The organism is Kitasatospora sp. Root107 (assembly GCF_001424875.1).
Taxonomy (GTDB): Bacteria; Actinomycetota; Actinomycetes; order Streptomycetales; family Streptomycetaceae; genus Kitasatospora.
This window is the reverse complement of the sequence record NZ_LMCT01000009.1, coordinates 76,454-100,227: the sequence shown is the minus strand read 5'-3', so window position 1 is coordinate 100,227 and position 23,774 is coordinate 76,454. Positions and strand designations below refer to the sequence as shown.

General features: G+C 74.0%; 15 protein-coding genes, 1 tRNA gene and 1 pseudogene. 11 read left to right on the top strand and 6 right to left on the bottom strand.

Going from position 1 to position 23,774, the window contains the following annotated elements; genetic code table 11:
* Window positions 1–398: 398 nt before the first annotated feature.
* Window positions 399–1,646, bottom strand: a pseudogene (locus tag ASC99_RS09700) (PP2C family protein-serine/threonine phosphatase); the annotation flags it as partial.
* A gap of 188 nt (window positions 1,647–1,834) precedes the next feature.
* Window positions 1,835–3,199, bottom strand: a complete 1,365-nt coding sequence (locus tag ASC99_RS09695) for an NAD(P)/FAD-dependent oxidoreductase (RefSeq protein ID WP_057230271.1) — start codon at window positions 3,197–3,199, stop codon at window positions 1,835–1,837.
* Between the two features lie 371 nt (window positions 3,200–3,570).
* Between ASC99_RS09695 and ASC99_RS09690 the strand changes: the two genes are divergently transcribed.
* Window positions 3,571–4,398, top strand: a complete 828-nt coding sequence (locus ASC99_RS09690; protein ID WP_082598215.1) for a TetR/AcrR family transcriptional regulator — start codon at window positions 3,571–3,573, stop codon at window positions 4,396–4,398.
* Window positions 4,399–4,767: 369 nt separating this feature from the next.
* On the top strand, window positions 4,768–6,774 hold the full coding sequence (locus ASC99_RS09685) for a sigma-70 family RNA polymerase sigma factor (protein ID WP_235502918.1): 2,007 nt from the start codon (window positions 4,768–4,770) through the stop codon (window positions 6,772–6,774).
* An 81-nt stretch (window positions 6,775–6,855) separates the two neighbouring features.
* Here the strand turns inward: ASC99_RS09685 and ASC99_RS09680 are convergent, their stop codons facing one another.
* From ASC99_RS09680 to ASC99_RS09670, 3 genes are all read right to left on the bottom strand, one after another.
* Window positions 6,856–7,545: a DsbA family oxidoreductase gene (locus tag ASC99_RS09680; protein ID WP_057230270.1), complete on the bottom strand. Its 690-nt coding sequence runs from the start codon at window positions 7,543–7,545 to the stop codon at window positions 6,856–6,858.
* Between the two features lie 113 nt (window positions 7,546–7,658).
* Entirely contained in the window at window positions 7,659–8,177 is a 519-nt protein-coding gene (locus ASC99_RS09675; protein ID WP_057241214.1) for a universal stress protein, read from the bottom strand.
* Window positions 8,178–8,238: 61 nt separating this feature from the next.
* Window positions 8,239–10,362 (bottom strand): asparagine synthase-related protein, encoded by a 2,124-nt coding sequence (locus ASC99_RS09670; protein ID WP_057230268.1) that lies wholly within the window; start codon window positions 10,360–10,362, stop codon window positions 8,239–8,241.
* A gap of 859 nt (window positions 10,363–11,221) precedes the next feature.
* Between ASC99_RS09670 and ASC99_RS09665 the strand changes: the two genes are divergently transcribed.
* From ASC99_RS09665 to ASC99_RS09625, 9 genes are all read left to right on the top strand, one after another.
* Entirely contained in the window at window positions 11,222–12,643 is a 1,422-nt protein-coding gene (locus tag ASC99_RS09665; RefSeq protein WP_057230267.1) for a hypothetical protein, read from the top strand.
* A 259-nt stretch (window positions 12,644–12,902) separates the two neighbouring features.
* Window positions 12,903–14,471, top strand: a complete 1,569-nt coding sequence (locus ASC99_RS09660) for a TROVE domain-containing protein (RefSeq protein WP_057230266.1) — start codon at window positions 12,903–12,905, stop codon at window positions 14,469–14,471.
* A gap of 78 nt (window positions 14,472–14,549) precedes the next feature.
* Window positions 14,550–15,785, top strand: coding sequence for an L-2-hydroxyglutarate oxidase (gene lhgO, locus ASC99_RS09655; protein ID WP_057230265.1), 1,236 nt, complete (start codon window positions 14,550–14,552; stop codon window positions 15,783–15,785).
* Between the two features lie 59 nt (window positions 15,786–15,844).
* Window positions 15,845–16,675 carry a tRNA (guanosine(46)-N7)-methyltransferase TrmB gene (trmB, locus tag ASC99_RS09650; protein ID WP_057230264.1) on the top strand — a complete coding sequence of 277 codons (831 nt, stop codon included), beginning with the start codon at window positions 15,845–15,847 and terminating at the stop codon, window positions 16,673–16,675.
* 108 nt (window positions 16,676–16,783) lie between these two features.
* Window positions 16,784–18,037 (top strand): PrsW family intramembrane metalloprotease, encoded by a 1,254-nt coding sequence (locus tag ASC99_RS09645; RefSeq protein WP_057230263.1) that lies wholly within the window; start codon window positions 16,784–16,786, stop codon window positions 18,035–18,037.
* 53 nt (window positions 18,038–18,090) lie between these two features.
* A tRNA-Met gene (locus ASC99_RS09640) sits at window positions 18,091–18,164 on the top strand.
* A 170-nt stretch (window positions 18,165–18,334) separates the two neighbouring features.
* Complete coding sequence (locus ASC99_RS09635) at window positions 18,335–19,225, top strand: prohibitin family protein (RefSeq protein WP_057230262.1); 891 nt, start codon at window positions 18,335–18,337, stop codon at window positions 19,223–19,225.
* Window positions 19,226–19,553: 328 nt separating this feature from the next.
* Complete coding sequence (locus ASC99_RS09630) at window positions 19,554–22,043, top strand: tetratricopeptide repeat protein (RefSeq protein ID WP_157531454.1); 2,490 nt, start codon at window positions 19,554–19,556, stop codon at window positions 22,041–22,043.
* 49 nt (window positions 22,044–22,092) lie between these two features.
* Window positions 22,093–23,019 carry a hypothetical protein gene (locus ASC99_RS09625; RefSeq protein WP_057230260.1) on the top strand — a complete coding sequence of 309 codons (927 nt, stop codon included), beginning with the start codon at window positions 22,093–22,095 and terminating at the stop codon, window positions 23,017–23,019.
* Here ASC99_RS09625 and ASC99_RS09620 read toward each other — a convergent pair.
* Window positions 23,016–23,711, bottom strand: coding sequence for a class I SAM-dependent methyltransferase (locus ASC99_RS09620; RefSeq protein WP_057230259.1), 696 nt, complete (start codon window positions 23,709–23,711; stop codon window positions 23,016–23,018). The genes ASC99_RS09625 and ASC99_RS09620 overlap by 4 nt on opposite strands.
* Between the last annotated feature and the right edge of the window lie 63 nt (window positions 23,712–23,774).

Here is a 23,774-nt window from a genome sequence, read left to right as displayed (position 1 = left end):
CCGTTTTCCGGAGTTTCACTCACCGACTCGCTCTTTCCTTCGGCCTTTCGGCGCTTCCGACTCTACCAGGTTTCCCTGACCAGCCGTTCCGCGCTTCCGGATCCTCAAGAAGCTTGTGCCGTAACCGACCTGACGGCCTGTCCGACGTTTCAAACCTTAGCCGATCCCCGCTTCACAAAGCGAATCCAGCCGCAATCCCCGAAATGCGCACACGCCAATTCGCACTGGGTCGCGACAAGGCACGAACCAGCCACAGAATGTGGAGAAGTGGTGTTTCAGAGATCGGCTACCTCGGGAACGTCCGTGCAGAACGCGCGTCCGTTTCTCCCAGTCAGGCAGCTCGAAGAACTCTAGACCTCTGCGGGCCCCACGTCAACACCACGCAGGTCAGCCCCCAGCTGGAAGGCCAGCACCGCGACGTCGTCGTAGTGGTCGGAGCTGACGCCCATGGCGCGCAGTAGCCGCGAGCAGACCACGTCGGGGGTGCCGACGGCGCCGGCCAGGGTGTGGGCGAGCTGGTCGATGCCCTGGTCGATGTCCTCGTCCCGGCGTTCGACCAGGCCGTCCGTGTAGAGGACGCCGGTGGTGCCGGGGAGCAGGCGGAGGGTGTGGGAGAGGTGGGTGCCGCCGCCAGTGCCGAGCGGGGGGCCGTTCTGTTCCTCGCCGCGCAGGACGGTGCCGTCGGGGCAGCGGAGCAGGAGGGGGAGGTGGCCGGCCGAGGCGTAGACCAGGGTGCTGGGGGCCGGGTCCCAGACGGCGTAGGTGCAGGTGGCGATCTGGTTGGCGTCGATCTCCATGGCGAGGCCGTCGAGCAGGGTCATCACCTCGTGCGGCGGGAGGTCGAGGCGGGCGTACGCCCGGACCGCCGTGCGGAGCTGGCCCATCACGGCGGCGGCGCGCAGGCCGCGGCCCATCACGTCTCCGATCACCAGGGCGGTCCGGCCGCCGCCGAGGCCGATGACGTCGTACCAGTCGCCGCCGACCGCGGCCTCGGCTCCACCGGGCTGGTAGGTGGCGGCGACGGTCAGGCCGTCGGGCTGTTCGAGTTTCTGTGGGAGCAGGCTGCGCTGGAGGGTGACGGCGGCGGCTCGCTGGCGGCTCTCGGACTCGCGGAGCCGGGTGGCGGCCTGGACCTGGTCGGTGACCTCGGCGGCGAAGATCAGGACGCCGATCGGGGGGCCCGGCTCCGAGCCGGCGATCGGGTCGGCCTCGCTGCCGAGCGGGACGCAGGAGACGTTGTAGTAGCGGTTGCCGCCGAGGCCGAGGATGCAGCGGGACTTGACGCTCCGCGGGCGGCCGCTGCGCAGGGCCTGGTCCATCAGCGGGAGCACGCCCATCGCGGCCAGCTCGGGGAGGGCCTCGCCGGCGGGCAGTCCGTTGGTGCGTTCGCCGAAGAGTTCGCGGTAGGCGCGGTTGGCGTAGCCGAGCTGGTGTTGCGGCCCGTAGGTGACGGCGACCGGTGCGGGCAGTCGGCCGAGGACGTTGCGCAGGTCGTACAGCTCGTGGATCTCGCGCAGGTCGAGCAGCGGTCCCGGCCGGCCGGGCTCACGCGGGCCGGGGACGGTGAACGGTTCGCCGGTCGCGGTGGGCGGGGCGGCGCGCCACGGGGCTCCGGCGAGCCGCGCGCTCCAGCGCATGAGGTTCAAACGACGGCCGTTTCTTTGGGACAGCGAGTCTGCGGGCGATGGAGATCATCTGACGGATCATCACATTATGTGCCTGACGGAACACTCGGCGTGATGGTCTGAACGGGCTGATCCTGTCAGGCCGGGGCTCGATTCCGAAAGTCGTACGGCGATTGCCGTGCGTCCCGGCCGGGCTCGCCAGGCCGGACTCACTCGCGGAACCCCGCTTCGAACTCCGAACGCGGGTGCTCGACCGTACCCAGCGACACCACCTCCCGGCTGAACAGCCCGCCGAGCAGCCAGCCCGTCAGCACCCTGATCCGCCGGTCGGTGCTGGGCAGCCGCCGCAGGTGGCGGGCCCGGTGCAGCCACCAGGCCCGGCGGCCGGTGAGCTGGCCGCGCCGGGTGTGCGCGACAGCCCGGCCGAGGCCGAGCGAGGTGGAGCAGCTCAGCTGGTCCGGCCGGTACGGAGCGGGTGACCGCCCGTCGAGTACGGCGGCCAGGTTCTCGGCCAGCAGGGTGGCCTGGGCCAGGGCGTGCTGGGCGTTCGGCGCGCAGTACGCCTCGGCCCCCGCGTCCGGGTCGGGGACCGCCGCGCAGTCTCCGGCGGCCCAGACGTCCGGCAGCGCGGCGCCGTCCGGGCCGATCGCCTGCAGGGTGAGCAGGCAGCGGACCCGGCCCACCCGGTCCAGCGGCAGGTCGGTGTCGCGGAGCATCGGTGCGGGCCGGACGCCGGCCGTCCAGACCAGGGTGCGAGCGGCGAACCGGCTGCCGTCGGAGAGGCACATCCGCCGGTCGGTGGCCGACTCCAGGGTGGTGGAGAGGCGGACGTCGATGCTGCGGTCGCGGAGCTCCGCCAGGGTGTGCGCGGCGAGTTCGGGGGACTCCTCGGGCAGGATCCGGGCGGTGGCCTCGACCAGTACCCACCGCAGGTCGTCGGCGTCCACGTTGTGGTAGCCCTTGGTGGCGTACCTGGCCATGTCCTCCAGTTCGGCGAGCGCGCCGACGCCCGCGTAGCCGGCACCGACGAAGACGAAGGTCAGCGCGGCCTGCCGGAGCGCCGGGTCCCTGGTGCTGGAGGCCAGGTCGAGCTGTTCCAGCACGTGGTTGCGCAGGCTGACCGCCTCGCCGACGGTGGCGAAGCCGAGGCCGTGCTCGGCGAGACCGGGCACGGGGGTGGTCCGGGAGACCGAACCGGGCGCCACCACCAGGATGTCGTACGGGAGTTCGGCCGGATCGGCCCGTTCCCCCCGGCTCGCGCCGTTCACCCGGACCGACCGGGCGGCATGGTCGATCCCGGTGACCCGGGCGGTCAGCACCCGGCAGTGCGGCAGCACCCGGCGGAGCGGGACCACCACATGTCTGGGGTCGATCGAGCCGGCCGCGACCTCGGCCAGCAGGGGCTGGTAGGTCAGGTACGGCTGCGGTTCGACCAGGGTGATCTGCACCCGGCCGTCCCGGAGTTGGGCCTTGAGCAGCTGTTGGAGGCGGAGTGCGGTGGCGGTTCCGGCACAGCCGCCGCCGACGATCAGGATCCTGATGGGGGCGCCTCCTTCCGGTGTGAGCTGATTCACGCCTCCATGACGCCCTGCCGGGTGGCTTCTTGTCCACAGCCCGTACCGGATCGGGTGGTGCGATCCGGCCGCCGATGCGTCCCGGCCGGTCCCTGATACGCCGTCGGAGTGCCGGATTTGCCGCGAGAGCGGGGTTTCGGTCCACTTCTGCCGCGAACTTCCTTGAACTATGGTCGGATTGTGCGTCGGGCCGGACCGTTGTCCGGGTCCGAGCGGTATCTGACTGCGGCAGGGCCAACCGGGGAAGGGTGGTCCACAGTGGCCGCCCGACCGGGGACGGCCCCGTGTGATCGGGCGCAGCGGCGCGCCTGGGGGGCGTGCCGCGGCCGGACTGTGGCGCCCGGTGCCGGGCACCTGTGGGGGAGGTTGGTATGACGAATCAGGATCAACTACTGGGACTGCCGGTGCCATCGGCGGCGGGCGAGGGCGCTGCGGGCGAGAGCACGGTCGGCCACGGCCTGGTGCCGGAGCAGCGCGGGCCGGCCCAGCGCGAGTCGTACGGCGTTCCCGGGGCGGTCGCTCCGGCGGTCGCGCCGGGAGCGCCGGCGGACGAGCCGGGCGGCACCGCGCGTCTGCGGGTGGACGCGCGGCGGAATCTGGAGAGCGTGCTGCGGGCCGCCCGGCAGGTGTTCGGCGAACTCGGCTACGGCGCCCCGATGGAGGAGGTCGCCCGGCGGGCCGGTGTCGGGGTCGGCACGGTGTACCGGCGCTTCCCGAGCAAGGAGGTGCTGGTCCAGCGGATCGCCGCCGAGGAGGTCGCCTGGCTGACGGCCCAGGCCAAGGAGTCGCTGTACGGCGGCTCCGGGCCGTGGGATTCGCTGGCCGGGTACCTGTCCCGGGCGGTCGGCTCCGGCGCCGGGCGGCTGCTGCCACCGTCGGCATTCCGGTACGCGGACGAGCTGGCCACCTTCCGGGACGCGGCGGATGTGCCGCAGGTGCCGGTGCAGCGGGGTGCCGAACCGGTCTGGGACGCCGATCCGCGCCAGTTACTGCACCTGCTGGCGGCGTTGGTCGCTCGGGCGGCGGCGGCGGGCGAGCTGCGGCCGGGGGTGACGGTGGCGGATGTGGTGCTGGTGCTGACGGCGGCGGTGCCGGTGCACGCGCGTCCGGTGCGGGGCGAAGGCGACGAGAGTCAACCTCAGGACGCCCCGGCCGAGCGGTTGTTGCAGATCCTGCTCAACGGCCTTCGCGCGCACTGACTGCTGAGCTGCACCACCAGGGGCTCGGGGAACTGCGACGCCGACCACGGGGCGGGGACAGAGTGCGGGTGTGGTCAACCCCGGGCGCGGATTGCGTTGCCTGGCGTGCGGGTTCAAGCGAAAGTGCCTGCCCGTTCACGCGGAGATCACGCACCTGAGGTCGGCGTCGCAGTTCCCCGAGCCCCTGGCTGCCGAACCGTCTGCCTGGATCTGCCCGATTGGGTGGGCGGGGGCCAACCAGCTTCCCGCAGGGGCTGCACTATGCCAAGCTTTGGCCGTGGTTGGAGCCATTGTCCCGTTGCGCGCCGTTCGCCCGGCCATGTCCGCGCCCCCTGCGGTCCGGCGTATCCAGGTGTCCGGGAGGGCCGGTTGAGCGCCGAGGAGCAGAGCGAGCACGGCTACGGTCTCGGTGCGCCCGGCCAGGTGCCGGACCAGGCGGCTGCGCCGAGCCGTGAGTCGCTGACCGGCCGGGTGCCGGGCCAGGCTGCGGCCGGGCACGGCGGGGTGACCCCGGAGGCGTTCGTCGGCACCGAGGGTGAGCCGCCCGCGCGGCCGGTGGTGCCGGCGCCGGCCGATCCGGTGGACGGTGAACGGCCGCCCTCCGACGCCGAGTTGACGGCCAAGGTGCGGGCCGGGGACGACACCGCGTACGAGGAGATCTACCGGCGGCACGCGGACTCGGTCCGCCGCTACGCCCGGACCTGCTGTCGGGACAGCTTCACCGCCGAGGACCTGGCGGGCGAGGTGTTCGCCCGTACCCTGCAGGCGCTGCGGGCGGGCAAGGGGCCGGAGTTCGCGGTCCGCGCGTACCTGCTGACCGCGGTGCGGAACGTCGCCGCGGCCTGGGCGCGGAGCGAGCGGCGCGAGCAACTGGTCGACGACTTCAGCACGTTCGCGCAGACCTCGGCCGCCACCGTCGACCTGGACCTGGCCGACCCGGGTGCGGACGCCTGGGCGATGGCGCTGGCCGACCAGCGGATGGTCATGCAGGCGTACGCCGAACTTCCCGAGGACGACCGGGTGGTGCTCTGGCACACCGAGGTCGAGCGGGAGTCGCCGAAGACCGTGGCGGTGATGCTCGGCAAGACCGCCAACGCGACGGCGGTGCAGGCGCACCGGGCCCGCGACCGGCTGGCCGCCGGCTTCCTGCAGGCTCATGTGTCGGGCAGTCAGGAGCGCGCCTGCGAGGCGTACGCCAACCGGCTCGGCGCCTACGCCCGCGGCTCGCTGCGCAAGCGGGCCTCGGCGGAGGTCGGGCGGCACGTCCAGGAGTGCGACCGCTGCACGGCGGCCTACCTGGAGCTGACCGAGATCAACACCGGCCTGCGGGCGATCCTGCCCGGCGGGGTGCTGCTCTGGGTCGGTGGCGGGTACTTCACGGCGGCCGCGGCGGCCGTCGGTGCGGGCGCGGTCGGCGCGGGTGCGCTGGCCGGTGCGAGTGCCGGTGCCGGTGCCGCGACGTCCGGCTCCTCCTCCGGCGGTGCCGGAGCGGCGGCCGGGGAGGGTCTCGGCACCGCGGCGAAGGCCGGGATCGCGGCCGGGATCGCGGTGGTCGCCGCCGCTGTGGCCGCGTACGCGCTGACCGGTACGCCGGAGCCGAAGCAGCCCACCGCGGCCCCGGCGGTCTCCGCCCCGGCGGCGCCCAAGCCCGTCCCGGAGCCGCCGGCGCCCACTCCGGCGCCCGAACCCACGCCGGAGCCCGAGCCGTCCCCCACGCCGACGCCGGAGCCCACTCCCACGCCGAAGCTCGTCCCGGCGCCCACCCCGACACCGACCCCCGAGCCTCCGGCGGAGCCGACCCCGACACCGACGCCGACCCCGGAGCCGCCGGTGGTCGAGGTGCCGCCGCGTCCGACGCCGCCCACGCCGCCGCCGGTGCCGACCCCGGAGCCCCCGCGCCCCACCCCGCCGGTGCCCCCGATGATGCCGACCGACTTCTGGGCCGACGTGCTGCCGTTCGCCCCGAACGGTATGCACCGCGACCCGCCGCCCGGCCCCACCATCCGCCGTGGCGGGGGCTGGGTCCGGCAGCGCTCCGACGTGTGGATCGGCGGCAGCAGCTACCGGCACGGCCTGAGCGTCAACGCCCCGTCCACGGTGACCATCGACCTGAACCGGACCTGCACGACCTTCCGGGCGAAGGCCGGGCTGGACGACTTCGGGGTCCGGTTCGGCACCGTTCGGTTCAGCGTCGAGGGTGGGGACGGCCAGGTGCTCTGGAGCTCGGACCGGGTCCGCCCCGGCGACCGCGCGGTCCCGGTCCAGGCGGACCTGACCGGCCAGCGCTCGATCCGACTGGTCGTCACCCCGAACGAGGGCAGCTGGGGCCTGATCGACCTGGCCGACTGGGCGGACGCCCGGCTCAGCTGCCTCTGACCGCGCGATGCCCCGGCCGCACGGTGCCCTGACAGCGCGATGCCCCGGGCCGCCGAGCGGTCCGGGGCATCCGATGGCCCGTCAGACGGCGCAGGCGCCGTCCGCGCAGCTGTCCGCGTGCGGGGCGTCGGGCTCGGCCGCGGTCTCCGCCGCCACCTGCTCCAGGACCCGGAGGAAGGTCTCCGCCTCCTGGCCGCCCTGGACGGCCCACTTGCCCTCGAAGACGAAGGTGGGGACAGCGGTGATGCCGATCTCCCGAGCCTCGGCGAGCTGCGCCCGGACCGCGTCCGCGCCCTCGTCACCCGCCAGGTAGGCGGTCACCCGGTCCCGGTCCAGCCCTGCGGCCACCGCGATCTCGGTGAGCTGCGTACGGTCGCCGACGTCCACGCCCCGGCTGAAGTGCGCGGTCAGCAGCGCCTCCTTGAGGACGCCCTGGACCGCCGCGCCGTACTCGCTCTCGGCCAGGTGCAGCAGCCGGTGGCCGAGGAAGGTGTTGGCGTGCAGCGCGGTGTCGAAGTCGAAGTCGATGCCCTCGCCCTTGCCCAGCTCGGTCACCCGGGCGTCCATCGCCACCGACTGCGGCCCGTACCGGTCGGCCAGCCAGGCCCGGTGCGGGGTCGCGGTCTCGGGGGCGTCCGGCACCAGCTGGTACGGGCGGTAGACCACCTCGACGCCGTCCTTGCCCGCGAACCGGTCGAGGGCCTGCTCGAAGCGGCGCTTACCGACGAAGCACCACGGGCATGCGACGTCCGACCAGATCTCGACCTTCATGACGGTGACTCTCCTGCGCTCGGGGCCTTGGGGGACTGACTGGTGAACCCTCAACAACCGGCCCTGATTCCCGGCCCCCGTCCGCTGTGACCGCAGACACCCAGGTCAGGCCCTCAGTGGGCCGGTGGGGCGGGGACCACCAGGACCGGGCAGGCCGCGTGGTGCACAGCAGCGGTACTGACCGAGCCGAGCAGCAGGCGGCTGAAGCCGCCGTTGCCCCGGGTGCCCACCACCAGGGTGTGCTGGCCCCGGGTGCAGCGCAGCAGGACCTCGATCACGTTGCCGAGCACCACGTGCAGGGCCAGTTCGCCCTGGTACGGCCGGCCCCGGGCCTGCTCGACGGTGGCCACCGCCCGGCGCAGACCGTCCGCCATGCTGGCCGACAGCCGTTCGATGCTCTCCTGCACCAGCTCGATCATCCCCGGCGGGTAGCCGGTCGGGGACGGGTTGACCACCGCCAGGACGTACAGCGGCAGCCCGAACAGTTCGGCCTCGGCCATCGCCCGGTCGAGCGCCCAGAGCGACCCGTCCGAGCCGTCGCAGGCCGCCAGCACCCCGGGCGGATCGGCGCTCGGCAACTCCCCGAGCACCGGCAGCACCTCGGGCACGGCGACCTTCTCTGAGCTGGACACCTCCCCATGATGACCCGTCAGCTGCCTGCGGCCGGTGAAGACGCGCGGCCCTCCGGTGCGCTCAGGCCGGGCGGGCCAGGGCCGGGCGGTCCGGGGTGGGCAGGCCGGTCCAGCAGGAGCCGTGGCGGCGGGCCAGGATGCGGCGGAGCCAGAGCTCGGTGGAGACCAGTTCGGCCAGGCCGGCCAGCGTGCCGGGCAGCGGATCGGCCGACGGGTCGGTGGCCTCGGCGAGGGCGGCCCGGACGGCGGGCAGGTCGATCAGCCCGGCCTCGGCCAGCAGGGGGGCGCGGAACAGCTCGGCCAGGCCGTCGGCGGCGAGCCGCAGCCCGTCCCGGTCAGGCCCCTGGCGGTCCGGGCGGGCGGCCCGGCCCCAGTCGGGCGGCAGGTCGGTGCGGGAGGCGCCGGTCAGCACGGCCCGCAGCAGCGCGTGCCTGGCCCCGGGCTGGAGCCGGGTCTCGACCGGGAGCATCCGGGCCGCGCGGACCACCTGGTTGTCCAGGAACGGGGCGTGCAGGCGCTGCCCGCGCTGCTCGGCGGCGTGCAGCAGCGTGCGGTACTCGGCCGCGTGCCGGTGCAGCGCGTACCTGGCCCGCCGGGCGCCGGGCGGTTCGGCCGGTGCCGGGCCCCGGGCCGCCAGCCGGAGCCGGAGGGCGACGGCGGAGAGCGCGTCGTCGGAGAGCCAGCGGGCGGCGGGGCCCGGCACGCACCAGGACAGTTCGGCCGCCGAGATCTCGCCGAGGCTCCGCCCGGCCAGGCCGTGACGGACCGTCAGCCGGACGGCCGCGTCGTCCAGCGCCTCCGCGTACCGGGCGCGGGCCAGCCGATGGGCGGCGCGCCAGACCGTCAGTGGCGTGCGCAACGTGTCCAGTACGCCGGTGGCCGCCGCCCGTTCGGCCCCGGTCAGCGCGGCCACCGGCGCGGCCAGCCGCCGGGCCCGCCCGGCCAGGACCAGGTCGGCCAGCCGGGCCGGATGCCCGTCCAACACCTGGCGGGCGCCGTAGCCGGTGAGGTGGTCGGCACCGCCCGCGCTCAGCCGGCTGCCGATCCGGGCCGCCGCCACCAGCGCCGTCCCCGGCTCGTCGGTGAGCGGACCGGCCGGCAGCTCCGCCCCCGGGTCGGCCAGCTCGGCGTACGGGAGGGTGGACGGCAGCACCAGGTGCCGCAGCCGGGGCAGTTCCGCCACCGTGGCGGCCGGGCCCTCCGCCGACTCCCGGACGGTCACGGCGGTCAGCGCCTCGGGCCCGGCAGGCGCCGGGCGGTCCGGGCGGGCCCAGGAGCCCTTCACCGCGCCGGTCCTGGGAGCCGACGGAGCCTCAGCTGCCTTACGGTCGGCGGACGGTGGGGCCGGGCCGATCGGTACGGCGGCGGCGAGCAGGGCCACGGTGGCCGAGGCGGTGCCGTACGACAGGTCCACCCCGAGCCGTGGCCGGTCGGTGCCGCTGCTGGAGGCGCGCACCCGGCAGCGGACCGACTCCAGCAGCGCACGGGTCAGTTCGCGCACCGCGGGCGCTTCCTCGCGCTCGAAGGGTGCGCCGCCGCGCTCCGGCTCGTACGCGGAGATGAGGGCGCGCCCGTTCCGCAGCCCGAGCTGGTGGCCCGGCGGCACCCGCTGTACGCCGAGGTACGGCGATCCCGAGCCGACCGCCTCCGGCGACTCCGGACAGGCCAGCCGGGCGGCCAGATGGCCGGTGTCCAGCGGGGCGCCGACCAGATCGGCGAGCGGGAGCGCGGCCGTCGCGTACGCCGTGCCGCCCGCCCACGGCGTGTGGAAGACCGGCAGCACCCCGGCCAGATCGGTGAGCAGCACCGTGCTGCGGGGTCCCGTGCGGAGCACCACGGTGTAACTGCCCGGCCAGGTGGTGAGGTGGCGGACCGCCCCGCCCCTGGCGGTGGCCAGGCCGGCCGCGAGCTCCGGATCGGACGCACCGCAGCGGCCGAGCACGGCCAGGCGCACGGTGCCCGGCTGGTCCGACGCCTCGTCAGGTACGTCCGGCCCCGGCGGTCCGGTGGTCACCTTCGCCTGCGCTCCGGGTCGTAGCGTGACCAGCCGGATCTCGTCCGGCCGCCAGTCCCCCACCGCCCACAACGGGCTGGGCCCCGGCCACAACGTGACGGCCGCCAGCGGCCGTACGGTCCCGAGCCCCGGCAGGGCTGTGCCGGGGCACCAGCCCGTGAGCCACCGCATCGTGCCTCCGCTCCGCCGCGACACCTGCCGTACGGAGGCCATCGTGCCACCGTATGGGCGCAGTTGGGGTACACCTTCGGCACTTGCCAGGGCATCTACGGTCAGGGGCTCGGGGAACTGCGACGCCCACCTCGGGGCGGGGACAAAGTGCGGGTGCGGGTTCAAGCGAAAGTGCCTGGCCCTTTACGCAGCCATCACGCACCAGAGGCCGGCGTCGCAGTTCCCCGAGCCCCTGGACCGTAGCCACTTGAGCCTGTGCCGAAGGCACTGGGGCGGGCCGGGCCTCCCCCTCCGTGGCCCGGGCCGCCCCGGTGGGATGCGGTTCGGCTGGCATGGACATCGCCGAATGGCCGAAAGGCATCACACAGCCCGGGAGGGCATCCGCATGCCCTCCCGGACCCCACCGCCGCCCGCGGGGATGTAGGCAGCGGTGTCCCCCGGCCCGCCGGGTCCTCGACGACGGGCCGACCCACAGCCTCCAGCGAATCGCCGACCTGCCGATCGGGCCAGGGAGCACGGCCGGGCGCACATCTGCACCGGACCGGAGCACGCCGGTCCGCCGCGCCCCTGGTGGCTCGGGCCTGCCCGTGCGCCACCCCGTCCGGGACTCGTTGAGCGGCACGCGATCCCGCCATCCGGAATCCGGACTCTTAACCCTCGGAACCCGGACGACTACGCTAGGTGCAGCAGTGGCTCGCGCCGGGGCTCGGCGACGGGCCCGCCACCCCGTCCGCCACCCGCGTTCGCCAGCCGTACCGATCACGATCAAGCCAACTGCCCGGGCACACCGGCCAAAAGCCAGGACGACCCGCCCACACCCGAGAACCGCCGGACATCGCCAGGGGGTGCCGCAGCCACCATGACCGTCAGCTCACGAGGGCCGAACGAACGGCTCGGCACGCTTCTCGGCCTGGCCCAGATCAGTAATGCGGGCCTGGCCAGGAGGGTCAACGACCTGGGCGCCCAGCGCGGCCTGACGCTCCGTTACGACAAGACGTCGGTGGCCCGCTGGGTCGGCAAGGGCATGATCCCGCAGGGTCCCGTGCCGCACCTGATCGCGACCGCGATCGGCAGCAAGCTGGGCCGCCCGGTGCCGTTGGACGAGATCGGGCTCGGCGACACCGACCCGGCGCCCGAACTCGGGCTGGCCTTCCCGCGCGAGGTGCCGGCGGCGGTCCGGTCGGCCACCGATCTCTGGCGGGTCGACCTGGAGCTGCGCCGTGGCCCCGGCGGCGGCCGGTGGAGCGACAGTCTGGCCGGCACCTTCTCGGTGTCCGCGTACGCGACGCCGGTCTCCCGCTGGCTGATCACCCCGGCCGACGGGTCGGTGGCCCGGGGCGAGCCCGCACCCGACCTGAGCGGCTACCGGGTCGGCCACTCGGACGCCGCCAAGCTCCGTGAGGCGGCCCAGGAGGCGCGCCGCTGGGACTCCAAGTACGGCGGCGGGGACTGGCGTTCGTCGATGGTGCCGGAGTGTCTACGGGTGGAGGCGGCCCCGCTGCTGCTCGGCTCGTACAGCGACGCGGTGGGCCGGGCGCTGTTCGGCGCGACGGCCGAACTCACCCGGCTGGCCGGGTGGATGGCCTTCGACACCGGCCAGCACGAGGCCGCCCAGCGCTACTACATCCAGGCCCTCCGGCTGGCCCGGGCCGCCGCCGACGTGCCGCTCGGCGGCTATGTGCTCGCCTCGATGAGCCTGCAGGCCTGTTACCGGGGCTTCGCCGAGGAGGCGGTCGACCTGGCCCAGGCCGCGCTGGAGCGGAACCGGGGCCTGGCCACCTCCCGGACGATGAGCTTCTTCCACCTGGTCGAGGCCAGGGCTCACGCCAGGAACGGCAACGCCCCGGCCTGCGCGACCGCGCTGTCCGCGGCGGAGAGCGCACTGGAGCGGGCCCGCGCCGGTGACTCCGACCCGCCCTGGATCGACTTCTACGCCTACGACCGGCTGGCCGCCGACGCCGCCGAGTGCTTCCGCGACCTCGGCGAGCCCAGCAAGGTCCGGCAGTTCACCCGCGAGGCACTGGCCCGCCCGACCGAGGGCTACGTCCGCTCGCACGGCTTACGGCTGTTCGTCTCCGCCATGGCCGAGGCCGAGGCGGGCGACCTGGACGCAGCCGTCGCCGCCGGCGAACGGGCGGTCGAGGTGGCCGGCCGGATCTCCTCCCAGCGCAGCCGGGAGTACGTCCGCGAGCTGCTCCGCCGACTGGAGCCGTTCCAGGAGGAGCGCCGGGTCCGGGAGCTGACCGAGCGGGCCCGGCTGGTGCTGGTCGCGCCGGCGTAATTCGGATGCCCGTACGGCACGGCGCGGATAGTGTTCCCGTGTCCAGGTGCGCAGGTAGGGGCTACTTCGGATCTGACGGGCGCGGGTTCGAATCCCGCCCCCACCTTCGGGTGGGGTAGCTCAGTGGATAGAGCATCAGACTTTCGCCTCTGCCGCTTCGGTTCTCTGGACACCTACTTCTGAACAGCATTCCGCAGCTCCGCCCGGCGGCTCTGCCATGCCTCCCTGCGGTTTCACCACCCAGCAGGGAGACATCGGCATGTCCAGGTTCAATGTCCGCACGGCCAAGGCCGGTTCGACCTCCCCCGTGCGCACCACCGGCCAGCGGACGGTCACCGGCGAGGGCGGCCAGGGGTACCTGCGCGACGCGCGCTCCGAACTCTTCCTGCTCGCGGTCGCCAACCTGGTCGGGCAGCTCTCCTTCTACGAGAGCGCCGAGGCCAGGGACGACCGCTACACGAAGCTGGTCCGCGAACTCGCCGTCAGCGATCCGGAGTGGACCCTCGCACTGCTGCGCTGGGTGCGGTACGGAGCGCAGCTGCGGACCGCCGCGCTGGTGGGCGCCGCCGAGTTCACCCGGGCCCGGCTCGACGCCAAGGCACCCGGGTACTCCCGCCAGGTCATCGACGCCGTGCTGCAACGCCCGGACGAGCCGGGCGAGTTCCTGGCCTACTGGACCAGCCGGTACGGCCGGGCACTCCCCAAGCCGGTCAAGCGCGGGGTCGCCGACGCCGTCCGCCGGCTCTACACCGGCCGGGCGCTGCTCAAGTACGACACCGAGTCGAAGGGCTACCGCTTCGGTGACGTCCTCGAGCTGACCCACCCGACACCGGACCCGGAGAAGCCGTGGCAGGGCGAGCTCTTCCGGTACGCGTTGGACCGTCGGCACCACCCGGACACCGCAGTCGTCCCGGTCTCGGACCAACTGCTGCTCGCCAACCGCGAGTTGCTGGCCACTCCGGTGGAGCAGCGGCGCGCCCTGGTCACCGACGAGGGAGGCGCGGAGCGGCTGGCTGCGGCCGGAATGACCTGGGAGGCACTGGCGGGCTGGCTGCAGGGGCCGCTGGACGCCGCCGTCTGGGAGGCCGTCATCCCGTCGATGGGCCCGATGGCGCTGGTCCGTAACCTGCGCAACTTCGACCGGGCCGGCGTGAGCGACGAGGTGGCCGCCGAGGTCGCCCGGCGGATCAGCGACCCGGACGAGGTGGCCAGGTCACGGCAGTTCCCGTTCCGCTACCTGGCCGCTCACCGCAGCGTGCCGTCGCTGCGCTGGGGGCACGCACTGGAGCTCGCGCTCGGGCACTCGCTCGCCAACGTGCCCGCGCTGCCCGGCCGGACGCTGATCCTGGTCGACCGCTCGTGGTCGATGTTCGACCGGCCGAGCGGTCAGAGCGAGCTCAACCGGGCCGACTCGGCGGCGATCTTCGGCACCGCGCTGAAGGTCAGGGCCGCCGACGCCGATCTGGTCGAGTTCGGCACCGGCAGCCGGTTGCTCACGGTCGGCCGGGGCGAGTCCGTGCTGAAGGCCCTGGAACGGTTCGGTTCGCTCGGCGGCACCGACACCGCCGGGGCCGTCCACAAGCACTACCGCGACCACGACCGGGTGGTGATCGTGACCGACGAACAGGCGCAGTGGGCACCGGCCGGTGACCCGCTCGCCCCGATCCCTGCCCACGTTCCGGTCTACACCTGGAACCTGGCCGGGTACGCCGCCGGGCACGGCCCGTCCGGCCCCAACCGGCACACCTTCGGTGGCCTGACCGACACGGCCTTCCGACTGATCCCCCTGCTGGAGCGCGGCCACGACGCCGGCTGGCCCTGGGAGTGAGATCCGGTCACCCGCCCACCCCGGCGGGTGACCGGCACTAGCATCGCCGGAGAGCTGACAGTCGGCGAAGGGGCGGACATGGTCGAGGAGTTCGACGTCGTGGTGGTCGGCGGCGGGATCGTCGGGCTGTCCACGGCGTACGCGTTGACGGTGGCCCGGCCCGGGGTGCGGGTGGCGGTGCTGGAGAAGGAACCGGACTTCGCCGCTCACCAGACCGGCCGCAACAGCGGCGTCATCCACAGCGGTGTGTACTACCGCCCCGGGTCGCTCAAGGCGCAGTACGCCACGGCGGGTGCGGCCGAGATGGTGGAGTTCTGCCACGAGCAGGGCGTCCCGTACGAGGTCACCGGCAAGCTCATCGTGGCCACCGGGGAGAGTGAACTCCCGCGCCTGCGAGCCCTGGTGGAGCGCGGCCGGGCGAACGGCATCCCGGTCACCGAGCTCGGCCCGGCCGGGATCGCCGAGTACGAACCCGAGGTGACCGGTCTGGCCGGGCTGCACATCGGCACCACCGGCATCTGCGACTACGCCGCCGTGGCCCGCCGCTACGCCCGGCTCGCCGAGCAGGGCGGGGCGGTGCTGCTCACCGGCACTGCGCTGCGGGCCGTGCACCGACGCCCGGACGGGCTGACCCTGCGCGCCGGGGACCGCGAACTCCGTACCGGCGTGCTGGTGAACTGCGCGGGCCTGCACAGCGACCGGATCGCCCGGCTGGCCGGGGACGACCCCGGGGTGCGGATCGTGCCGTTCCGCGGCGAGTACTACGAACTCACCAAGGAGAAGCGGGAGTTGGTCCGTGGTCTGGTCTACCCGGTGCCGGACCCGGCCTTCCCCTTCCTCGGCGTCCACCTCACCCGGGGCATCCACGGCGACGTCCACGTCGGGCCGAACGCCGTCCCCGCGCTGGCCCGCGAGGGCTACGACTGGCGCACCGTCCGGCTGGGCGACCTGGCCGAGACGGTCCGCTTCCCCGGGACCTGGCGGATCGCCCGGCGACACTGGCGGTACGAGCTGGGCGAGTTGCACCGGTCGCTGTCCAAGCGGGCCTTCACCACCGCGGTGCGGCGCCTGCTGCCCGCGGTGACGGCCGCCGACCTGGTGCCGGCCACCGCCGGGGTGCGCGCCCAGGCCGTGGCGGCGGACGGGACGCTGCTGGACGACTTCGCCTTCGCGGGCTTCGATCCGGCCGACGCCGGGTCGACGAGGCGGATGGTGCACGTGCTGAACGCCCCCTCGCCGGCCGCCACCGCCTCACTGGCGATCGGGCGCGAGGTGGCCCGCCGGGGGCTCGCCGCACTGGCCGCAGGGGGCTGACCAACGAGGACCCGGCCCTGCCCCGGCCCTCGGACGGCCTCCCGTAGACTTGGCCGATTGTGACTGCCACCGCCCCCAGCCCCCAGCCGTCCCCGTCCGCGCGCCTGTCCGCCGCACCCGCCGGATACCCCGCGCCGATGTACCCGCACCGGGCCACCGAGGCCCAGCACCGCGAGCACCGGATCCGCAGCTTCCAGCCCCGCCGGGGCCGGATGACCCCCGCCCAGGCGGGCGCGCTGGACCGGGGCTGGGAGCGGTACGGCCTGGCGATCGACGGCAGCCCGCTGGATCTGGCAAAGCTGTTCGCCGGCCGGCCGGTGACGCTGGAGATCGGCTTCGGGATGGGCGAGACGACGGCCGCGATGGCGGCCGCCGACCCCTCGATGGGCATCCTGGCGGCCGACGTGCACACCCCGGGCCACGGCAACCTGCTCCAGCTGCTGGAGCGCACCGACTCGCGCAACGTCCGCCCGGCCGCCGGGGACGCGGTGATCCTGCTCCGCGACATGCTGCCGGACGCCTCGCTGGCCGGGCTCCGGGTGTACTTCGCCGACCCGTGGCCGAAGCCCAAGCACCACAAGCGCCGCCTGGTCCAGGAGTCCTTCCTCGACCTGGTGCTGCCCCGGCTGGCGCCCGGCGCGCTGGTGCACTGCGCCACCGACTGGGAGCCGTACGCCGAGCAGATGCTCGCCGTGCTCTCCGCCTCGCCCGAGCTGACGAACCTCCACCCCGAGGGTGACGGCTCCGGCTGGCTGGAGCCCGACGAACACCCGGCCGGCACCGTCCCCGGCTACGCGCCCCGCCCGGACTGGCGGCCGGTCACCAAGTTCGAGCGGGCCGGGATCGCCAAGGGCCACGTCGTGCACGACCTGCTGTTCCGCCGCCGCTGACCACACCGACCAGGGCTCAACTGACGCTCTATCACACCGGGTGATCCACCGGGTACGGATCGTCCCGACACCTCCCGTCGGAGCGAGTCGTTCCCCTACCCTGTCCGCGTGAGCAGTCCGCCCAGTGGCGGCCCGTACCCCCACGCCCCGGCCCCGGCCGGGGAACGCGCCGTCACCGTCGACCCGCCCACCCGCGCCACCGGCACCCGGACCGTCCCGGGGCCCCGGGTGCGGCGGGCGGGCCCGTTGCTGTCCTGGCACCCGTACGTCCGCGCCGAGGACCTGCTCCGTCGCGCCCGGGCACTGCGCTACCCCGCGCTCTCCTCCGCCCTGGCCGCCCTCGCGCTGGCGGGCTGCGGAGTGCTGATCCTGCAGCTGGTGCACCGGCAGACCGGGACCACCGGGCTGCTGGTCGGGCTCGGTCTGGCGCTGCTCCCGCTCCCGTTCGTCCTGGGCGCGCTGGCCTGGCTGAACCAGACCGCCCGGGTCCCCCTCCGGCACACCCTGTTCTGCCTGGCCTGGGGGGCCTGCGCGGCGACCACGGTGGCGATCCTGGCCAACGGCTGGGCCAGTGACTTCCTGATCGCCCGCCAGGGCAGCGCCCGGGGCGAGACCCTGCTCGCCGACTTCGCCACGCCGCTGATCGAGGAGAGCGCGAAGGGCGCGGCGCTGCTGATGCTGCTGCTGCCGGTCCGCCGCCGGCTCCGCTGCCACGTGCAGCGGATCTGCGCGGTGCCGATCCGGCACCGGCCGCCGACCGGACCACGGTCGGCCCGCGCAGCCCGCCCGTACCGGCGCCCGCCGCTCCGGCCCCGGCTGCGCCAGCTCCCGTACTTCCGGCGTCCGCCCCGGTCCCGCCCGCACACCCGGGCCCGGTCCAGCCCCCGCACGCTCTCCGCCGGGGTGGTCCTGGGCGGGGTCACCGCCTGCGGCTTCGCCTTCACCGAGAACGCGCTCTACCTCGGCCGGGCCTTCACCGACGACCAGCAGAGCCGGCTGGACAGCATCGGCCTGGGCGCCGCCCCGAGCCTGCGCGACTTCGACTCCACCCTGCACACCTTCGTGCTGCGCGGTCTGCTCTCGCCCTTCGCGCACCCGCTGTTCACCGCGCTGACCGGGCTCGGCATCGCGATCACCCTGACCACCGGACGGCACTGGCTGGCCCGGCTGGCCGCTCCCGTCGGGCTGCTGCTCTCGATGGCGGTGCACGGCTGCTGGAACGCCGCCGCCGGTCTGGGCACCAACGGCTTCCTGCTGTTCTACGCCGGGCTGATGGTGCCCTGCTTTGCTGCTCTGGTCTGCTTCGCGTTCTGGGCCAGGACCCGGGCGAAAGCGGCCAGGCACCGCTCTGCCACGGCCTGAACCGGAACGGATTTCCCTTTCGCCCGGCACTCACGTAGTGTCGTGTTTACCGACGCGGGGTGGAGCAGCTCGGTAGCTCGCTGGGCTCATAACCCAGAGGTCGCAGGTTCAAATCCTGTCCCCGCTACTCAGTAGCACAGAAGGCCCGGCAGACATCGTCTGCCGGGCCTTCTGCCGCTCCCGGGCGTTCACCGATCGGCCACCTGATCGTCACCCGCAGTCCCACGCCCGGTCAGCCCGGGCGCCCCTAGGCTCGGCGAACTCCGACCGAACCGATCGAGGGGACGACACCGACCCATGTTCTTCCTGGCCGTACTGCTGCTCGTCGCGGGCATCCTGCTGATCGTGCTCAAGCGCACCGGGGTGGTCAGCCGCCGGGGTACCGCTCCCGCCGGCTGGGCCACGGTCCTGCTGGGGCTGCTGGCCGGGCTGAGCACCTTCGCGCACGTGACCGAGCCCTACCAGGTCGCGGTGCCGGTCAGCTTCGGCAAGGTCGGCGAGCCGTGGAAGTCGGGCGTGCACCTGAAGAGCCCGTTCACCGAGGTGACCACCTTCTCCACCCGCCCGGTGGACCTCAACTTCACCGGGGACAGCAACGTCGAGGTCCGCTCCTCCCAGGGCGGCGTGCTGTACGCCGACCTGACGGTGAAGTGGTCGATCGACCCGGCCCACACGCTGGCGCTGTACAAGCTGGCCGGCGACGAGGGCTCCGTGGAACGGCGACTGGTCGCCCCGGACTCCCGGGAGATCGTCCGCAACGTCTTCGCCCGGTTCACCAGCGAGGACGGCTACGTCGCCAAGCGGGAGGCGATCAGTTCCGAGATCGACCGGCTGATCCGGGAGCGGCTGGCGCCGCGGGGCATCCTGGTGGACACGGTCAACCTGCGCAACGTGAAGCCGAGTGAGGCGCTGCAGAAGGAGATCGACCTCAAGATCCAGCAGGAGCAGGCCACCCAGCGCGCCACCGAGGCGGCCAGGACCGCCAAGGCGGAGGCCGAGCAGAAGCGGATCACCGCCGAGGGCGAGGCCGCGGCCAACAGCATCCTGAACAACTCGCTGACCGACAAGGTGCTCGCCGCCAAGTGCCTGGACGCCTTCCGGGCCGCCGCCGAGAAGAACCCGGTGTACGACAGCCCCTGCGGTTCCGGCAGCGGCGCACCGGTGATCGTGGACGGCACCAAGCGCTGAACACCCGGCCCGAATAAATCCGTTGTGCCCTCCGAGGGGGCTGCCTACAGTGGGCAGCACACTGAAAGGAGGTGATCCTGAGTTGAATTCCATCAGGATGTGTGAGGTGGCTGCTCGCTAGAGCCGCCCCTGCCTGTGCAGTAGTGAGGCCGGTACCAGCCTCCGGCGGCAGGCAATTCCCAGCAGTCACCCGGCCCGTGGGTTCACCGGAGACATCCCCGGTGCCTCGTCGGCCGCCCTCTCGGGGGCGGGCCGCGAGGAGCAGACCCACGGGCCGTCTGCATGCCCGGAGCGAGTAGGCCATGATGGTGCGCCGGGGGTGGGCGAGATGGCGGAACAGCAGGTGTCCCGGCAGGAGTTGATCCGGCGCAGGCGGCGGGGCGGGTTCGTCGGACGGCGGGCCGAGCTGGCCGCGTTCCGGGCGAACCTCGACCGCGATCCGGCCGACGAGGCGTACCAATTCCTGTTCCACGTCCGGGGCAACGCGGGCGTCGGCAAGACCTCGCTGCTGCGGCAGCTGGAGGTGGTCGCCCGGGAGCAGGACTCGGTCACCGCGTATCTGGACGACGACGTGCACAGCGTGGTCGAGGCGATGGCGGCGATCAGTGCCCAGTGCGAGCGGCAGGGGCGGCCGTTGAAGCGGTTCGACCGGCTGCTGGCCACCTACCGGCAGCGGCGGCACGAGGCGGAGAGCGCACCGGTCGGCCAGTCCGACGGGGAGCCCTCGGTGGCCGGCAGCCTGGCGGCCCAGGTCGGCCTGGCCGGGCTAGGTGCGGTGCCCGTGGTGGGTGCGCTGGCCGGTGTGATGGACGCGCAGCAGGTGGCGGCCGGCGCGGACCGGCTGCGCGGAATGCTGAGCGCGCGGCTGCGCAGCCACGACGACGTGCAGCTGGTGCTCACCCCCGTCCCGCTGCTGACCCCGGTGTTCCTGGCCGACCTGACCGAACTGGCCAGGCAGCGGCCCCGGGTGGTGCTGTTCTTCGACACGTACGAGCGGACCGCGCCGGTGCTGGACGGCTGGCTGCGGGAGCTGCTGGTGGACGGCGGGCACGGCGAGCTGCCGCTGAACGTGCTGGTGGTGCTGGCCGGGCAGCGGCGGCTGGACCCGGGGTTCTGGGCCGACGCGATGGATCTGGTCGCCGAGCTGCCGTTGGAGGTGTTCACCGAGACCGAGGCGCGGCAGCTGCTGACCACCCGGGGGATCACCGACGAGCAGGTGACCGGGACGGTGCTCCGGCTGGCCGGCGGGCTGCCGGTGCTGCTCGACACCCTGGCGCAGGCCCGGCCGACCGGCCCCGGGGCGGTACAGGACCCGTCGGGCACCGCGGTGGGCCTCGTCGTCGGCACCGGACACAACAGCTACAACAACGTCCCGCTCCAGCTCGACCAGGACGTCTACCGAGTGCTGGCCGAGGGCGACCACTACGCCTGGCTGCACGCCCTGCCGTTCGTCAACGAGCAGGCGGGGAAGGCCCGATACCACGAGGTGGTGCGGACGCCGATGCTCCGGCTGCAGCGCGCCCGGTCACCGCTCGGCTGGCGCGAACAGCACACCGCGCTGGCCGAGGCGTTCGGCCGTTGGCGTTCGGCGCTGGAGCAGGATCTGCCATCGGACGGGCGCTGGGAGGACGGCACTTGGCTGGAGTACCGCCTGAGCGAGACCTACCACCGGCTCTGCGCCAACCCGCACCAGGCGCTGCCCGGGGCCCTGGTGGAGCTGGTCGACGCCTGCGCGAGCGGTGACTCGGCCTGCCGACGAGCCGCCCGGACGATCGCGCTGGCCGCCCGGGACACCGAGGCGGAGCCGCTCGCCCACTGGGGCGAGCAGCTGGCCGGCCTCGACGAGAGTCCCGAACTCACGCTGCTCACCCTGCTGTTGACCCAGCCCGGGCTGCCCGCCGAGCACCGGGTGGCCTGCTTCCTGGCCCGGGCCGACCGGCACCAGCTGGGCGGCGACCACTCGGCGGCTGCCGGTGACTGCTCGGCGGCGCTCGCGCTCGACCCGGAGTGCGCCCGGGCCCATGCCACCCGGGCCCGGAGCCGGCAGGCGCTGAAGCAGCTGCCGGAGGCGCTGGCCGACTGGGACCGGGCCGTCGAACTCACGTCGGACCAGGCCGCGTTCCTGGTCCAGCGGGGTCGGCTGCTGCGGACCCTGGGCCGCTTCGAGGAGGCCCTGCGCGACCTGGATCTGGCCGTCGGTCTCGACCCGTCCGACTGGCTGCACCGGGCCGAGCGCGGTGAGACCCACCGCCTCGCGGGCCGCGCGGCCGAAGCACTGGCCGAGCTCACCCGGGCCACCGAACTGAACGGCGCGGAGGGCTGGCCGCTGGCCAGCCGGGGCTGGGTGCTGCACCAGCTCGGCCGCGACGAGGACGCCCTGGCCGACCTGGACCGCTCCCTCGACCTGAATCCGGATCAGCCGTGGGCCCTCACCCGCCGGGCCGAACTGCACCGGAACGCAGGTCGGTTCAACGCGGCGCTGACTGATCTGGACCTGGCCGTCACGCTCTCCCCCAGCTGGCAGTGGGTGGTCGCCGAACGCGGCGATACCCACCGGGTGGCGGGCCGTCACACCGAGGCGCTGGCCGACTTCTCCCGCGCGATCGAGCTCAGCCCGACGTACGCCTGGGCCCTGGTCCGCCGGGGCCAGACCCACGAGCGGCTCGGGCAGCACCAGGAAGCGGCGGCCGACTGGGCCGAGGCGCGAAGGCTGGACCCGGAGCTGACGGTCCGGATGCTGACCAGCGCGCATCGTCAACTCGGCACTTTCCGGGTGCAGTTCGGGAGCGGGGGCGCCGGCGACCTGCCCAGAGCGTGACCGGTCCGCTACGGTTGCAGCGCGGTTCGGGCGGCGGGAGGGGTGTGCGGTGGAGCTGGAACGTGACGGGGAGTTGGCACCGGCGGCGAAGGCCGGACTCGGGGCGGTGGTCGGGGCCGGGCTGCTGGGGCTCGCCCTGTACGCCTCGGCCTCCGGGGACTGGGCGGCGGCACTGGGCGGCGGGCTCGTGGTGTCGGCCAGCTCGATGATGGTCGGCGGCGGGGCCGGGTTCCTGTTCGGCATCCCCCGGCTGCTGACCAGCGGGGCGGCGGCCCAGCCGGCCGATCTGAGCGCGACCTCCACCGCGAGCTACGCGCCGAACACCAACCTGGAGCAGGTCTCCGACTGGCTGACCAAGATCCTGCTGGGCGCCGGTCTGACCCAGATCGGCACCCTGCCGCGCCGGCTGGCGCAGCTCGGCGACGCGCTGGCCCCGGTGGTCGGCGGCGGCAGCGGGGCGTCGGCGTTCGCGGCCTCGCTCGCGGTGTACTTCACGGTGCTGGGCTTCCTCTCCGGCTGGCTGCTCACCCGCCTGCGGCTGGCCCGCGCGCTGTCCACCGCTGACCGGCAGACGCTGGCCGACTCGGTCGGGCAGACCGTCCGCCGGGCCAGGGAGCTGGACTTCAGCCCGGCCGAGGTCAGGCGGCTGTTCGAGGCCGAGACCGAGGGCCTGCGGGTGCAGGCGCTGGCGCTGTTCCAGGGGCGGCCCGACCACGAGAACCTGCCGCTGGTGATTGGTGCGATCCGCAGCGACCTGTCCGCCTTCGAGCTGCTGCAGGCCCTGCTGGCGGCCCGCGAGGCGGTCCTGCAACTGCCGCTGACCCCGGAGGAGAAGCGCAGCCTGCGCTTCGCGGTGGAGGACAAGCTGCGCAACTTCCGTACCGCGCCGAAGGACTCGCGCCGCCGGGTGGTCGGCGAGGAGATCCTCAAGAAGCTCCCCACCGCGGTCCCGAACCCCACCCCGGCAAAGCCCTAGCGCCCGACCCTGCGGAGCACCAGCACCCGGCGGGTCCGCCCGTCGCCCGGGCGGGCGAACCGGGTGATCTCGCTGGCCACCCGACGCTCCCCCAGTGCGAACCGCAGCCGCGACAGGTGCGGGCAGGGCCGGGCGGCGCCGTCGTGCAGCGGGTGGACCCTGACCTCGCCGTCCGGCGCGGTGACCCGGACCAGTTCGAGCAGCCCGGCCAGCTGCTGCTCGGGCGGGAACAGCTCCGGGTAGGCGAACAGCAGGTACGCGCTCAGGGTGAGCGCGAACGAGCCGTCGGCGAACGGGAGCCGGGGCAGTGCGGCGGCCACGTACCGCTCGGGACGGGCCACGCTGTCGGCGGCGAACAGCCGACGGGCCCGGTCCCAGCTGCGCAGGTAGCGCTCGGGCCGCAGGTGGGTGGAGGGCAGGTGCCGGTCGGGGGCCGTCGCCAGCCGGGCGGCCATGCTGTCCCGGCCGGCCCGGGCCAGTGCGGTGAGTTCGGGCAGCGGGGCGGCGTAAGCCGGGTCGGTGGCGATCACCGTGACGCCGAGTTCGCGGGCCTCGGCGGTCAGTCCGGCGGCGCCGCCGGGGCAGTCCAGGACCGGTCCCGGCAGGGCCACCAGGGCAGCCCTGGTCAGGCCGAACAGGCCGCAGTACTCGTCCAGCGGACGCGAGGTGATCAGCGTGCCGGGGGTGTGCACCAGGCCTCCCGAGGATGCGTCAGGCCCGGTACCGGGGAGCGGTACCGGGCCTGTTCATCGCAG

Bases quoted from the DNA above. Each gene is read 5' to 3' on its own strand.
- ASC99_RS09690 (WP_082598215.1), top strand. From the start codon at position 3,571: ATGACGAATCAGGATCAACTACTGGGACTGCCGGTGCCATCGGCGGCG.
- ASC99_RS09680 (WP_057230270.1), bottom strand. From the start codon at position 7,545: ATGAAGGTCGAGATCTGGTCGGACGTCGCATGCCCGTGGTGCTTCGTC.
- ASC99_RS09670 (WP_057230268.1), bottom strand. From the start codon at position 10,362: ATGCGGTGGCTCACGGGCTGGTGCCCCGGCACAGCCCTGCCGGGGCTC.
- ASC99_RS09665 (WP_057230267.1), top strand. From the start codon at position 11,222: ATGACCGTCAGCTCACGAGGGCCGAACGAACGGCTCGGCACGCTTCTC.
- ASC99_RS09660 (WP_057230266.1), top strand. From the start codon at position 12,903: ATGTCCAGGTTCAATGTCCGCACGGCCAAGGCCGGTTCGACCTCCCCC.
- lhgO (WP_057230265.1), top strand. From the start codon at position 14,550: ATGGTCGAGGAGTTCGACGTCGTGGTGGTCGGCGGCGGGATCGTCGGG.
- ASC99_RS09635 (WP_057230262.1), top strand. From the start codon at position 18,335: ATGTTCTTCCTGGCCGTACTGCTGCTCGTCGCGGGCATCCTGCTGATC.
- ASC99_RS09630 (WP_157531454.1), top strand. From the start codon at position 19,554: ATGGCGGAACAGCAGGTGTCCCGGCAGGAGTTGATCCGGCGCAGGCGG.